This is a genomic window from Streptomyces sp. NPDC006487, from assembly GCF_042870555.1.
GTDB lineage: Bacteria > Actinomycetota > Actinomycetes > Streptomycetales > Streptomycetaceae > Streptomyces.
The window spans coordinates 160,324-175,032 of the sequence record NZ_JBIAHN010000009.1; the positions used below are offsets into that span (position 1 = coordinate 160,324).

The 14,709-nt window shown below is 67.5% G+C and carries 7 protein-coding genes; 3 read left to right on the forward strand and 4 right to left on the reverse strand.

Annotated features, from left to right (window positions below; genetic code table 11):
- Positions 1–59: 59 nt before the first annotated feature.
- The 4 genes from ACFYM0_RS17425 to ACFYM0_RS17440 all read right to left on the reverse strand — a co-directional run bounded on the left by ACFYM0_RS17425 (position 60) and on the right by ACFYM0_RS17440 (position 10,375).
- Entirely contained in the window at positions 60–5,195 is a 5,136-nt protein-coding gene (locus tag ACFYM0_RS17425) for a class I SAM-dependent DNA methyltransferase (protein WP_388501978.1), read from the reverse strand.
- Positions 5,196–5,208: 13 nt separating this feature from the next.
- On the reverse strand, positions 5,209–8,169 hold the full coding sequence (locus ACFYM0_RS17430) for a DEAD/DEAH box helicase (protein ID WP_388501979.1): 2,961 nt from the start codon (positions 8,167–8,169) through the stop codon (positions 5,209–5,211).
- Positions 8,170–8,235: 66 nt separating this feature from the next.
- On the reverse strand, positions 8,236–9,492 hold the full coding sequence (locus ACFYM0_RS17435) for a serine/threonine-protein kinase (RefSeq protein ID WP_388501981.1): 1,257 nt from the start codon (positions 9,490–9,492) through the stop codon (positions 8,236–8,238).
- 193 nt (positions 9,493–9,685) lie between these two features.
- Positions 9,686–10,375 (reverse strand): hypothetical protein, encoded by a 690-nt coding sequence (locus ACFYM0_RS17440; protein WP_388501983.1) that lies wholly within the window; start codon positions 10,373–10,375, stop codon positions 9,686–9,688.
- 161 nt (positions 10,376–10,536) lie between these two features.
- Here ACFYM0_RS17440 and ACFYM0_RS17445 point away from each other — a divergent pair, with 161 nt between their 5' ends.
- The 3 genes from ACFYM0_RS17445 (at position 10,537) to ACFYM0_RS17455 (ending at position 14,627) form a co-directional block, all read left to right on the forward strand.
- Entirely contained in the window at positions 10,537–11,487 is a 951-nt protein-coding gene (locus ACFYM0_RS17445; RefSeq protein WP_388501985.1) for a GIY-YIG nuclease family protein, read from the forward strand.
- Between the two features lie 75 nt (positions 11,488–11,562).
- A complete protein-coding gene (locus ACFYM0_RS17450) occupies positions 11,563–13,410 on the forward strand; it encodes a DUF4357 domain-containing protein (RefSeq protein WP_388501988.1) in 1,848 nt (615 codons plus the stop codon).
- The gene (locus ACFYM0_RS17455) at positions 13,407–14,627 is read left to right on the forward strand and encodes an McrC family protein (RefSeq protein ID WP_388501991.1); all 1,221 of its coding nucleotides are present in this window, start codon (positions 13,407–13,409) and stop codon (positions 14,625–14,627) included. Before ACFYM0_RS17450 ends, ACFYM0_RS17455 begins: the two co-directional genes overlap by 4 nt.
- Positions 14,628–14,709 lie beyond the last annotated feature (82 nt).

The following is a 14,709-nucleotide window of genomic DNA, read 5'->3' on the forward strand; positions in this document are numbered from 1 at the left end:
CTTCGGTGTCCGCGGCCGACCTATGCGCTACGCGCTTGACCAGCTCTTGCTGCGCTGGCTCATGCCTCAACCGTTTCGCGAATCGGGGATGTCCACCGGCCGGCAGTAATCTCAGCCTCCAGCCGCGCCTGGAAATGTGCATGTGCTGCCCGCATTTCGGCCTCACGGTCGGCTTTATAGAAGGGCGCGGTGTAGCCGTCTGGAGGCGGAGTGCCGCCGGGGGCGTCGAGGTGGGCCTCGAAGTCGAGCCAGTCCTGCTTGGTCTGACCGTGGCCATACGTATTGAAGTTCTCGGCGATCTTGCGACCGTTGGCGTCGAACCAGGTCCGCGCCTCGTAGTCGTACAGCTGCGGATAGCGAGACTTGAAGAGTGCGACGAGTTGGTCGGCGGTGATGCCGATCCATACAGCCACGAGGGCGTCGAGCTCTACGAGCGCAGCCCGGCGCTCGTGCTCGTTTCGGAGCGGGCTGGTGTACTCCCAGGTCGGCTTCAGGCCGGCGCTAAGAGGCTTGAGATGCGGCCAGTGTGGGTTGGCCCAGTCCTCATAGCCCGCCCAGCGAGGATCGAACAGCCCCGACCAGAGTGGGGCGTAGTGGGTGGTGAGGGCATTCAGACGGAGGGCGCGAAGAAGGAGGGCGGGAGCGAGAGGGTGGCTGGGGTCAGGGGCGGGCATCTTGCGGGCCTCACTGCCCAGGAGATGCGAGCGGCTGGTGATCCGTAGCAGGTAATCGAGTGGAAGTGTCGCCCAGAAACCAGAGTTTAGGACGGTCAGGCGGTCATCTGCAATGGCCATTGAATTTACCGTAATGACATGAGCGGGACCAGGTGGGATGAGTGCTGCTTGCAAGCTGCGACTTGTATCAAACGGGATCATAACTCGCCACGCCAGCCGGAAGTACTCTGTATACGGCCTCTCAAGCCAGAGTTCCTGGGCTGCTAGATATGTTGCGTTGTCCGCGGCCTTTACGTAATTAGTCACGGGAATCTGAGATTCGTGAATTTCTGTCGGCGCCAGCGACTTCCAGTCCCTGTTGCTTCGGCAAGGGATCTTTGGTTCTTTGGAAAGGGGGAGGGCGGATGCGAAGTGCGGCCCTTGGAGAATGACATCGGCGAGTTCAGGGACGGCCTGACTTGCCCAGCGGATCAGCCCCTCCCTTTTGGCGTGGGTTTCGTCGTAACCTCTGGTGATCATCGGCGCATAGTCGGCCAGGCTGACGTCGTATGCGGCCAGTGCCTCAATTGCTCCCTGTTCGCCATTGAGGACTGGGTACAGAAGAGGAGTCTGCGTTACTCCGCCCGGTGATTCCGTCAAGGCTTGCCAACTGGCAAGGCGAGTGGTGTTGACGTGTACCACGCGCTCGCGGTGCGGTCGGATATCCCATGAGCCATTGTGCTTAATTCCGGGGGCGGCGCCCTGTCCATTGTGTGTGAGTGACTCGGGCAGGGCCTCCGCATCGCGGAGCTCGCTGACGTGTAGAAAGTCTGGCTCCCGCGACTCGCCGTAGATATGCATTCCGAATTCCTGAGCGCGAGAAAGATCTTCGAATGCCCAGTTTGCCGAGTTTACGAAGTGGGCGTGGACTCGAAGGTGTCGATACGCCGCCGCCCGGATCGTTCCCTCGCGCAGGCCGCCGAAGTGTGTGTCTGGATGGATCAGACCCGCGCTGCCGAGCGGCGCGACATGCTGCCATACCTGCGTCATGAAGGCGCGATAGAGGTCGCCCTGGGTGCCGAGCAGTAGGGGGTAAGTGGCGGCGCTGCCGAGAATGGCGACGATTCCCGCGTGCGTGGCCAACTCATTGAGGAGGTACCTCTGGGCGCGTAGGTTCCCCTGCAGCATCTCGTCCCGGCGCAGCCGCCATTCAGCCGCGCTTGGCTTTTCCGTCAGTACGAACCATGGTTCTAGCTCAGCTAGAATCACGTCCTCCTGCCACCGCGGCCTGACCCAGGGGGGATTTCCTACCTGAAGGTCGAACCCACTTCGTCCACCAAAGACTTGGGCGAATTCCAGCTCCCAGTGGCAGAACCCAAGGCGCTCGGCCACGTCACTGGCCATCGCCACCCACGGGAACCGGCTCTCCAGCCAGTACGAGCGGTCCATTCCCATCCAGTCGGGCAACTGGTCCTCGTACGGCTCCAGTGCGTCGAGCGAGTCGAACGACGCGACCAGCGACTCCGCCGGCACGTCGTGCGTGCCGAGTAGAGCTTCCGCGAAGTCCAGCCAGTCGCCGAGGTCTGCGAGCGGGATCACATCACGACGTTGCTCGGTGAAGGCCTGCTCTCCTTTGCGAGTGCCCTTTCTGCGCCTGTCGATGTCGCTGCGCTTGACCTCCTTGACCGTGACGTTGCCGAGGAGGTCGATCTCCTCATATGTCCGGATCACTTCACTCGCGTCGGGGGTCTCGGTGCCTGGCTCGGCTACGTTCTCCGAGCGCGAGTACCGTCCGTCCGTCCCGTCAAGGAGCCCCACCTCCTGAACCGGCCAGAACCACAGCGCGCACCACGCGTCCATGACTTGCTTCAGCCGCCAGTAGGGGGTGTCCACGGCAAGCAGGTCCGCCAGGACCTTCTCCCTCGGTACCGCTTCCTTCGGGGAGCGCAGCCAGCCATCCTCCGCCTCCCACACGTCGACGCGCCGAGAGATCTCCCGCTCGGAGATTGTCAGGCGCTGCACCACCAGGTCCCACAGGTACTCGGCCCGCCGGGCCAGGCCCTGCAGGCGGGCAGTCTGCTTCGCGTTCGGGGACTTTGTGATCGCCTTGCGCCAGGTGGCCAGCGCCTTCGTCGCCTCCGGTGCGAGTGCCTTCGTTTCCTTCTCCGCGGCTACCACGCCCCACTCCTTCGCCGGGAGGAGGAAGTGGTGCACCGCGCCCTCGGGCAGCGGCGTGCCCGCCTGCGCGTCCGCCAGCGGGTAGCGCTCCGGGGTCGTGCCCAGCCAGCCACCCTTCTTCAGGCGCTCCGCCGAGTACACCTCGCGCCGGCCACCGATGAGGGAGTTGCCGCGGCGCAGGTGCAGGCCGAACCAAGGGGCCTCCATGCCCGGGTGCATGGTGTTGAGCCACAGGGAGACCTCGGCCAGTTCGACCGCCGTCTCGTTGAGGTCCACGCCGTAGGAATTGTGCAGGGCGATGTATGCCTTGGTCTTCTGGAGCTCGACCGCGTACTGCTCCGTGTCGATGGGCCGGCCCAGTTCCTGCTGCCTGCGGCGCAGGTACTCGGCCGCGACCTGGTTGATTGCCTCGTTGAGGAACGCGCCCGAGCCGAGGGCTGGCTCGCAGATCTTCCACTCCAGGAGCTCCCGTGCCTCGGTGGTCGTACCGTCCTGGTCCAGGCGATGCTGGAGCGCCAGCTGGACGGTGACCTTCGTCAGCGATTCCGGGGTGTAGTAGGACGCGGAGGTCTGCCGGTCGCGGCCCGAGAGGCGGTATACGAAGGAGCCCGGGACGTACCGCACCCGCAGTTCCTCGCCGGTGTCTTTGTCTGGCCGTTTGACGAAGACCGAGTCCTGGTACTCCGAGACCTTCGACTTCGGCAGCAGCCAGGAGCCGTCCTTCGCGTCGCCTCCCTTGGCGACTTCGTACAGCTCCTCGTCTGCGATGAACCCGGAGTAGGACATCAGTCCCTCGTACACCGCGCCCAGCTGGTTGATGCCAAGCTGCGAGTACGAGATGAAGCCGCCCCGCTCGCCCTTCTTGCCCTTGGTGAGCATGAGCTTGTGCAGGACCTCGTACAGCGTGGCGTTGCGCAGTCGGGTGTCGAGGTAGCGGACGGATTCGCCCCGGGCGAGGGCCTCGTCGGCGTCGTGGCGCGGGTCCGGGACACTGTCCGAGCCGATCAGCTGGATCGATTCGCGCTCGAAGAGTTTGGAGTGCAGGGGCTCGAAGCGCAGACCGAGGTCCTCGCTGGTCTTGCCCCCGATGGCCTCAGCCTCCGCCCCGTGCGTGCGCCGCGGCCGGTAGCCGTCCTGGACCTTGCGGAACAGAAGGTCCAGGGACTCGTAGAGGTAGAAGCCCTTGCGGGACTTCTCGTCGATGAGGTCTCGCTCGGCCACGAGTTCGCCGAGCCGGCCGAGGCCGTAGCCCATCTGGTACTCGGGATAGTCGGACGGCAGGATGCCGAGCTCCGGGCGGGCCTCCGCGTAGAGGAGGAACAGGATGCGGTACAGGTAGCGCAGCGACTCGCGGGTCAGCTGCTTCCCGAGTTCGGGGAGTTCACCGATGTCCTGCGGTGCTACACCCTGGTCGCGCAGGCGCCCCAGTACCTCGTTGGCGATCAGTTCGACGCTCGTGCGCAGGCCGTCGCGGAGTTCACTGGAGACGCCCACCGCGTGCTTGGTGGACTTGCCGACGAGTTCGGCGAGGGGGTTCTCGCCGCCCTCTTCTGGCGTGCGCAGCGAGTCCGCGCCGAACAACGCCGCGACCGTGTCGAGTTCGCCGCCCGCACGGCTGTCGTTGCGCTGCAGGGCCGTGTCGAGGGAGACCGCCAGGTAGCGGCCCTCGCCCCATACGGCGCGGTCGGCCAGGACGATGACTCCGCCGACGAGGAGCAGTACGTAGCGCGGTGCGTCCTCGCAAGCGAACAGGAACGAGGCGAGCTTCGAACCCGTGGCCAGGGTGTGCGAGCTGTCGAGGGTCACCGGATCCAGGAGTCGGCCCGGACCCTCGGGGTCCAGGGCTGCGTCGGGTTCGGCTGCCCAGCCGCAGTTCACGGCGACCAGACCCTTCTCGGCGTGCGCGACGGGGATCTCGTAGGTCTGGCGGGCCCGTTCCACGGTGATGGTGCGCGGCTTGGCGTCGTAGCCGAGGGAGCGGAGCAGGTCGGAGTTGAGGGCTTGCACCCGCTCCCGCCAAGCGGGGTCCGCGTACGTCACCGAGTCATCCTCGGTGTCGGGTGCGGAGGCAGCGCCGTCGGCGTCCTCGGGGAGGGCGAAGAAGGATCGTGCCCGGAAGTAGTCGCGGCGCAGGGTGCGCAGTCCCGCGCGAGGAGTGACGGGGAGCGCCACGCCCTTGGGCTCCCGCACCGCGCCCAGTTCGTCAGGGGCCGCTTCTGGTGCCGCGTCTCCCGACGGCTTGGCGGCCTCCTCCCGGTCCTTCCAGGTCTGGAGTAGGCCCGACTTGAGGTCCTTGGGTAGCACCTCGGCGAGATAGTGCGCGGAGAAGTAGTCGCCGCGGTTGACGAGGGAGTCGTACGTCATGACAGGGCTCTTCTCACGGTGCGGCGGGCGCGGCGGACTGGGACGCGGGCGCGGCAGGTGGCGCGTCGGGGTCGGGAAGCAGGACTGCGAGGACGCGCAGCATCGGGCGCTGTCCCGTGGTCAGCAGGTCGTCGGCGAGGTCGGTGAGCCGCTTCTTGGTGTGTTCACCGGCGAGGGTGGGCTGCTCCCACTCGCCGAGCCGCTCCTTGTGCAGGGCGATGGACTCGCGCAGCGGCTGGTCCCAGGCGTCGCGGTGCTCTTCCATAAAGGATTCGGCAGCGGTCAGCACCTCCGGGATGGCGGCCTTCAGCGGGGCGGGGTCGACGTAGCGGAGCTTGTTCGCCATCGTGGGACCCACGCCGGAGCTGCGCAGCAGGGAGACCATGTCCGCGTTTACCGTCCCGCGCCGAGTCACCCCCATCCACTTCACGACGGTGGGCCTGCCCAGGCTGTTCGAGTACACGCCCTGCACGAGGAACGTGGGCTCCGAGACGCCGGCAGTGATCATCGGGGCTTCCTGGCGGCCGAGCCGGACCAGCACCTTGTCGGTGAGCCACTCGACTACCGGGTGCAGATCGGTCAGCAGCGAGATCTCCGGCCAGCTCGACGTGGAGTCCGCCTCGCGGGCCCGCTGGAGCGAATGTTGGGCGAGGCGTCGGTTGAAGGTGACCAGTAGGCGCTCGCGCAGCCCCTGCTCGCGCAGGTAGTCCACGGGCAGGGCTTTGAGACGGTGGAGAAGGTCGGCGGGCGGCTTGAACGACAACAGCCCCGACTGGTCGTCGCGGTCGAGCTGCAGCCGCTCCCGGGCGTCGGGGTAGACCTCTCGCAGCGCCTCGTCGAGGAAGTGGGCGGTGGAATCGAAGAGGCGGGGAAGTACGGCGTTGCTTGTGCCAGTCCCGCTCGCGGGCGCTCCCAGTGCGGGTGCTTCCGCGGCACCCGGCAGAGCGTCGTCCTCGTCCTCCGCCACGTGCTCTCCGACCGAGCCGAAGAAGTCCGCGAGGAAGTCGTCCATCACCGCCGCATCCGCGTCGGCTCCGGGCTGCCGGCCGTCCAGTGACTCGTCCACGCTCTTGCCGCGCAACAGGTCCTGGATCAGAGATTTCTCCTCGGCTTCCGCCCGGTAGAGCCCGCTGACGGCCTCCGCGGTGCCGAGCGCGCGGTATGCCTGGTCCTCGCGCTCCAGGAGGCGCTCGGAGACGAGGGTGTCGTCCTTGGCGCCCTCGACCTCGCTGGTGAGGATCAGTGCTCGGAACTGCGGCTGATGGGCCTGCCCGTAGCGGTCGATGCGGCCGTTGCGCTGCTCGATGCGGATCAGCGACCAGGGGACGTCGTAGTGGACGAGCTGGTGGCACTGGCGGTGCAGGTTGACGCCCTCGGAGGCCACGTCGCCGGTCAGCAGGATGCGTACCGGAGCGCCGGCGAGTCCGAACTTCTCTACGACGTCCATCTGCTGCTCGTCGGAGAGGCCGCCGTGCATGACCTGGGTGCAGCCCTGCGCGGTACGGCCGCGGAAACCGAGGGCGGCGGGCAGGACGGTGGCGAGCCATTCCAGGGTCTGGACGCGCTCGGAGAAGACGACGACGCGGGTATCGGAGGAAGGGCCGACACCGATGGCCTTCAACTGCTCCACCAGAGCGCCGAACTTCGCCGAATCCGCCTCGGTCATGTCCGCGGCCAGTTCCGCGAGGCGGTGCAGGGCGGACAGCTCGGCGGCCGTGGCACGCGGGTCGTCCTTCTTCTCCAGGGTCTTGATGCGGGCGGCGACGGTGGCCTTGAACGCCGCGTGCGAGGACAGGAAGGACTTCAGGAGCGTGTACGGGAAGAGCGGTACCGAGCTCACGGAGGTGCCGCCGTCGTGCGGTAGCCAGACCGCCGCGAGCTCTTCGAAGACCTGCTCCTCGGCGGGGGTGGCCGGGCAGTGCACCGCCTGCGACGGGCCGCGGTCTGCCCACTGCCCCTTCATCTGCTCGCGTACCTCGGTGCTGACCTTCGTACGGCGGATGAAGAGGTGCTCGATGTCCTCGGCCCGGTAGTTCTCCGGATCGCGGATCGCCGCAGGGTCCAGGAGGCTGATGAGCTCGGCGAAGGACTTCGCGTCGCCGTTGTGGGGAGTGGCGGAGGCGAGGATCAGGGCGTCCGTGCGGGGAGCCAGGGTCTGGGCCAGCTGGTTGCGGAGCGAGCCGCGGTTGATCAGGTTGTGCGACTCGTCGATGACGACCGCGTCCCAGCGGATCTGCTCCAGGTGGTGCCGGTACTGATCGGTGTTCTTGAGGGTGTCGATGGAGACGATCACGCGCTTGAAGAAGGTGAACGGATTGCGGCCGGCCGGGATCTCCCGCTGGATCCGCTCGATGCCCACCGAGTCCAGCCGCACCAGCGGAATCGCGAACCTCGTCCACAGCTCGTGCTGGAACTGTTCCAGCACGTGCTGGGGGGTCACGACGAGGATCCGCTCCCCCCGGCCGCGGCGGATCAGCTCGGCGAGGGTGAGACCGATCTCCAGGGTTTTGCCCAGACCCACCACATCCGCAATGAGGAGGCGCGGGCGGAGATTGGCGCCCGAGAGGGCGAGCTCGGCGGGCCGGCGCTGGTAGGGCAGCGGATCCAGCAGGAAAGAGTCCGCGAGGGCCAGGCGGCGCTCCGACTGAGGCAGCGCCGTACGGCGCAAGACGGCCTCCAGGAACAGACGGGAGCGGCGGTAGTTCGGAGAATCGTCCGCGATCAGCCGGGTCTCCCGCGGGTCGATCAGCTCGATCGTGTCCAGGCGTGTGAAGAACACCGCCTCCTGGTCGCGGACGAAGTCGGACACACCGACCACTTCCACGCGGGCACCGTCCGCCTTGGTCTGCACGGAGCTCTTGACCAGCCACACCTCGTCGCGGACGAGGACCTGCGCGCCGGCCGGGAACTGCTCCTGCCCTGCTTCAGCCGACACGCCGCCGTTCTGCTCGGAGCTGGTCTGGACGACGGTCACCCGTGGCCTCCTGTGGCGTTTCGTGGCGGATGGGGCAGGTCCTCCAGTATCGCGGGTCCGTGCGTGTTAGAACGTCGCGCCCGCGGCATAGACCTCACGCAGCCGCTGCGCGGTGATCCGGGCCTGGGCGGAAGGGCCGGGGCGTCCGCTGCGCCCTTTGGCCGGGGCACCAGGCGCAGGGAGGGGGGACGGGGCCTGGTCCGAGTCGACGGGCGGCTCCGGGGGAGGGGCCTGGGCAGGATCTGTCGTGCCCGGGGTCGCGGGCTCGGGGGAGTCGATAAGTGTGGGGGTGCGCTCTGGGCCGGTGGGAGGCAGCACGCGCGTCGTCTCGGCCCATGTCGCCATGGGCGGTGCCGTGGCAGTCCCGGCGTTCGCCTCTCCCACGGGGGAGAGGGGGACGGTCACCGCCTCGGCAGGAGGGAGCAGCCCGTCCAGCAGCTGCGTGGGCGCAGCCGTGTGACTCGTCAGCCGGCGTCGGGCCTGGGCGACCTTGAAGCCCTGGGCCTCGATGAGGGCGCGGCACTGCTTAACCACCTCGTCGAGGGCGGGCCGGTCCTGGGCTCGGTGCGACAGCATGGCTCCCAGTAGCGGCACGAGCTCGTCCGGCACCCCCGACAGGTCGGGGGCCTTGGTCGGGTCGGTGACCTGGTGGAACAGGACGTGGATGTTGGCCGCCTGGTACGGGAGGTGGCCCGAGGCGGCGAACAGCAGCACAGCGCCGAGTGCGTACACGTCGACAGCAGGGGTCAGCGGCTTCTCCCCGTTGGCCTGCTCCGGCGGCATGCAGGACGGGGTGCCGACCACGGTGTTGGGCGCGGTCAGGGACACGCTCGACTCGGCGAAGACCGCGAGCCCGAAATCGATGATCTTCGGGCCGTTGGGACCCAGGAGCACATTGGCGGGCTTGAGGTCGCGGTGCAGCAGTCCTTGCTTGTGCACGGTCGCGAGTCCCTCGGCAAGGGTCGCCCCAAGCGAGGTCGTGAGCAGGGAGGGAAGTGGCCCGTGGCTCGTCACGTGTCGGCTCAGGTCGAGCCCCTCGATGTACTCGGTGGCCAGCCACGGTCGGTCGGCTTCCGGGTCGGCGTCCAGGAGCGCTGCGATCCGGGCGCCCCAGATGGTCTTGAGGATCTCCACTTCCTGGGCGAAGCGCTGCCGGGTCTCGGAATCCACGACGGACGGTTTGATCACCTTGACTGCGGCGGGTTCGCCGCCCGGGGACTCGCCCAGGTACACCTGCCCCATTCCGCCGTGCCCGATCCGGCCGAGCAGCTCGTAGCCGCCCAGCTCGGTGGGGTCGTGTGGGCTGAGAGGTGCGATATGCACGAGTTGCCTTTCCACTCGGGCGCGATGACGGAGCCGACAGAATGGACAGCCAGGGCGGGGCCGCGTACGGCCGACCTCGCCTTCGGCCAGGTGTCATCGGGACAGGTCTGTCTCGGGTGATACGGGACACGGTATCCAGCGGAGGACGGATCCGTACCCGCCGGGGGAAACGATCGCTCGGCGACGTGACCGGCTAATCGAGGTCCCGCCTGCGTTCCGCGAGGCATTGGAGCCAGAGCTCGTACGCGCGGCGGGCCTCGGCAACCGACTCGACGGCGAACGCCCGCTCGGCGAAGCCGGCGGCGGCTGCCTGTCGCACCACACTGACCAGATGGGCCGCCACGCCGTCGAGCCGCTCGGCGTGCGCGTCCCGCAGCCGTGGTGCCAATTCCTCCTCGCGGGCGGCCATGGCCATCAAGTCCTCGAAACCGGCCTCGTCCCGGTAGGCGGAGGGGAGGTCGGGAAGGTCGACGTCGGTGAGACGCGGGACCGCCGGCGGTGTCTGACCGACTTCCTCCTCGCGTCCGAGGAGGCGGTTCAGCAGGGTGCGCGTCGCGTCCGTGCCCCGTACCCGTGCCGAGGTGGCTTCCAACGCGTCCAGTTGGAGGGCGATGTCGGCGACCGCCTCGGCAGCGAGCAGTTCGCTCAATCGGTCAGCGATGCTACGGCCCGTCTTCCATGCCTCATCGATGACATCGTCGCAGGCATCGAGTTCGGTGAAGGCGCGCTCGGCCGTGCGCACGGCCGCGAGCACCATGGCGGCCTTGTCGCCGTCGAACCGGCCCACCGCCTGCGCCAGCTGCGAGGTCGTCATGGAGACGGCCGCGGCCAACTCGTCGGTGTGCGGCTGCCTGGCCGTGCCGTTGGGTGTTGCGATTCCCACCGTTTCCCCCTTGCCGTGACGGTGTTCTCGCCGTAGATCATGGACAGCGGTTGCCGCCCGGGGCAATCCATGGCCGGAACCCGTGGCACCCCGGTGCCCTCGTTGGCCGGAAATGGGCGACTCCCCGCCGCAGTGGATCATCCGGCCCCCACACTGCCTCCATGCCCACCCATAAGACCGGCTTCGTCTACGTCATGCAGAACGCGGCCATGCAGGACTTGGTGAAGATCGGGTTCACGACGAAGCTGCCTGAGGAGCGTGCACACGATCTCTCCAAACCCACGGGCGTGCCGCTCCCGTTCGGCGTCTCCTTCCGGGCGTTGACCATGCGGTGGAGGGAGGTCGAGCGGATGGTCCATCAGCAGCTCGCCGACCACCGGGTCTCCCGTAAGGAGTTCTTCACCGTCTCCGTCGGCGAGGCCGTGGAGACGGTGCGCGAGTGCGTGCTCGCTGTGAACGGGATCGGTGCGTGGGAGCCGACCAGCAGGCACCTGGTGAAGAGGGGCGACCGGGTTTCGCTCGCCCTGGAAGCTGGGCAGATCTTCGTTCTGCTGGCGATGCCCTCGCCGCTCCCCGGAAGCGGATGGGAAGTCCTCGATCTCTGGCAGGCCCATTCCGACGGAGATCAGCTGGAGATCTACGGGGCAGGACAGGCTGCCGAGGTGGCCGGCTTCAGCGATGGAGATCCCGGGGGCGACGACGATCCCGTCCCCTACCTCGACCGGGCCCAGAGCGCTGCCAACGGAGCCCTCAACGGCAGGGAGCGGCTCGCACCCGGCCACCGACTCCTGTGGCTGGCGGATACGGCCGACGGTACTGGCGCCTGCGCGAGCGTGATCTTCGAGGCCTGGGACCACTGTCAGATCGCGTCCCGGACGTGGAGTCCGCTGTGGACCAGGGAGGGGTACCCGCTGGTTCTCAACACGCTCGTGCGCGATCCGTCGGAGGCGATGCTCGATACTGCCCGCGCTGCACTCAACCTCCCCGCACCTCGGACCTGGGCACCCCGATCGACAACTGATCGGGCCGACACACATTCTCAGCCAAGCCCCGATCACTGGCTGCCCCAGTTGAGCGCCGACCGTACAGGCCGCAGACGCAAGACCAACTGACCGGGGCACCGCGCCAACGCCCCTTCGCAAGATCGAACAAATGAGTCACCCAGACCAACACGGACGAGGAGCCCGATGGGCGAGGATTACCCGGAATTCCAGCTGCGCCTGCCGCACGGCGGGCCGACGGCCCGCGGGCGGCTGCTCTCCGAGATGGGAACCAATGGCAGCCAGAAGATGGTTGTGCTTGCCGGGTCCCCGGCTCGCCCGGATGTCGTGCCTTCCTTTCCACTGAGGTCACTTTCCTCGCACAGGCTGCGGGAGAAGCTGATCGCGGAAGGGGCGATACGCGAGACCGGCACCTGGCCGGGCTGGCTGGAGGTCGTTCAGGACGTCGAGTGCAATTCGCCGTCCGCCGCGGGCGACATCCTCATGGGACGCAGCTGCAACGGGTGGCTTGAGTGGAAGACCGCTGACGGCCGACCGCTCGCCGACTTCCTCGAGCAGGTCTGGTCGGGCCCCAGCCGCGCGTGGCTGGTGAAGGGTGCTCACCCCGTGGGCCCCGACCTCGTGCAGCGGGTGTGGTTCCTCGAGGGCCGGGTGACGCTCGCCGCGCCCTGGCTGCGGCCGGACGTGGTCCAGGGCGTCAGTAAGGAGCAATTGCGCACCTTCGTGGACGAGGACTACGAGTCGACCGCGACCTACGACGAGAAGGTGCAGCTCGTCGACGAACTGCATGCCTTCTTCTCCCGGATGAGGCCGGGGGACACGGTGTGCGCGGTCTCCGAAGGCCGGCTCTACATCGGAGAGGTCACCGGAAGCGTCGAGCAGCGCGTCGCCGAGGATGGCGGCAGCAATCTACGGCGGCCCGTGGAGTGGGGCAGGGAGGGCTTCGCGCTGGATGGCCTGCCCGAGGAACTCCGGCAGCGGCTGTTGCTGAAGCACGATGTGGTGGATCTGACGACGTCCAAGGCCATCATCGACGGTCTGGGCGTGAGCGATGAAGAGCTCGCAGAAGAGGCCCGGGACACCGCAGCCGAGTCCGGAGCTGAGCCCGCGGCCCTCATCGCCCGCCGCGAGGTGGAGCTGCCGCAGCCTACGGAAGAACTGCGGGAGAAACTCAACGTCCATCACGTGGACTGGCTGCAGGAGATCAGGGATCTCGTCGAGGACGAGAAGCAGCTGATCTTCTACGGCCCGCCCGGCACGGGCAAGACCTTCCTCGCGCAGGAGATCGCCGAGTTCCTCGGAGCCGGGCGCGAGCAGGTGAAGCTGGTCCAGTTCCACCCCTCGTACGCATACGAGGACTTCTTCGAAGGCTTCCGCCCCATCGAGGACCCCCAGACCCACGAGGTCGCGTTCCGCCTTACAGCCGGCCCGCTGCGGGAGTTCGCCAAGGTGGCCCGCCGCGAGGGAAACCGGCACATCCCGCACTTCCTGATCATCGACGAGATCAACCGGGCCAACCTCGCCAAGGTTTTCGGTGAGCTGTACTTCCTCCTGGAGTACCGCGACCGCTCCGTCCGGCTGACCTACTCGGGGGAGGACTTCTTCCTCCCCCGGAACCTCTTCATCATCGGCACCATGAATACGGCCGACCGATCGATCGCTCTCGTAGACGCCGCGATGCGTCGGCGCTTCGCATTCGTCGAGTTGTCCCCGCGCATCGAGCCGGCTGCCGGACTGCTGCGCCGCTGGTTGGCCGCCGAGGGCAAGGACCCCGAACCGGCCGACCTGCTCGACGCGCTCAATGTCCGGATCGACGACGCCGACTTCCGGATCGGACCGTCCTACCTGATGAAGCCGGGAGTCTTCAGGGACGGAGGGCTGGAGCGCACGTGGAGGACCAAGATTCTTCCGCTGCTGGAGGAGCACCACTACGGGGAAGGCGTGGACATCGAAGGCCGCTACGGGCTGCCGACGCTGCGCCGTACGGTGGCGATGGGGCAAGAGGAGACAAGTGAGGGGTTCGACCCGGAGTGACGGCCGTCGTTTCCCTCGTCGAGCACGCGCCTGCCCGGGGGTTCCCGCTGCCGGACGTGGTCGGCCGCGTGCTGGCCGTCTCGAAGATCCTCGGAGAGGCCGCTCCCGACGCCCATGAGCCGGGAATGTGGCGTCTGCGTGCGGGGAGCAAGGTCGGGGCGGTGGCCGTCGCGGTCCCCGGTGGTGAGACCGTCACCGTGCGGATCATTCCCAAGGTGCCCGTCTCGCGCCTGTTCTTTCTGCTCGGCTACAGTAGGGACCCACGTGGATGGCGGGACGGCACGGTCGATGTCGCCGAGCACGCCGAGCTCCTTCCCGCGCTTGCACATGCCGTCGAGCGGCAGACGGACCGGGCTCTGCGGCGGGGCCTGATTCAGGGCTACCGGAGCGTCGAGGAGTCGTCCTTCGTCGTACGGGGCCGCATCCGGGAGGCCGAGCAGATCAGGCGCCGGTTCGGCATGTCCCTGCCGGTGGAAGTGGCATACGACGAGTTCACCACCGACATCGCCGAAAACCGGATCCTGCGTGCTGCCGTCGACCGTCTGCTGCTCCTTCCAGGCGTGCCCAGGGCAGTACGGACACGCCTGATGCACCAGAGGGCCCGGCTGGCAGACATGACGCCGGTCGTACGAGGCCAGGCGATTCCGGCTTGGCGGCCGACACGTCTCAACACCCGCTACCACCAGGCTCTCCACCTGGCTGAGGTGGTTCTGGACGGATCGTCTGCCGAACACCTGCCCGGCGGGCTGCGCATCGACGGCTTCCTCTTTGACATGAACCGTGTCTACGAGGACTTCGTGTGCGCCGCGCTGCGGGAAGCGATGCAGCCCTACGGTGGGCGGAGCGTTCTTCAGGCCAAGGACATGCACCTGGACGAAAGCGATTCCGTTCGCCTGCAACCGGATTTCGTCTGGCACACGGGCTCAGGGGCACCGGGCATAGTTGCTGATGCCAAGTACAAGATCGGCAAGCGGCGAGGCTACCCGAACGAGGATCTCTATCAGATGCTGGCCTACTGCACCGCGTTGGGGCTGCCCGAGGGTCACCTGGTGTACGCGAAGGGCAATGCGCCGCACACCAGTCACCGAGTACGCCGTGCCGGGACGGTCCTGCACCAGCACGCCCTCGACTTGGACCAACAGCCGGAACCTCTGCTGGCGGAAGTCCGGGCACTGGCTCTGCGTATGGTCAGGGGTACCGGTGAAGGTGCCTCGTGACACCCGGCGTACGGCATGCACTGATGGTGCCTACCCCCGCCGCAGACAGGCCGTACTCGGCCGGCTGACCAGTCGAAATCGA

Coding starts and splice junctions, on each gene's coding strand:
- ACFYM0_RS17450 (WP_388501988.1), top strand. CDS start 11,563: ATGGGCGAGGATTACCCGGAATTCCAGCTGCGCCTGCCGCACGGCGGG.
- ACFYM0_RS17445 (WP_388501985.1), top strand. CDS start 10,537: ATGCCCACCCATAAGACCGGCTTCGTCTACGTCATGCAGAACGCGGCC.
- ACFYM0_RS17425 (WP_388501978.1), bottom strand. CDS start 5,195: ATGACGTACGACTCCCTCGTCAACCGCGGCGACTACTTCTCCGCGCAC.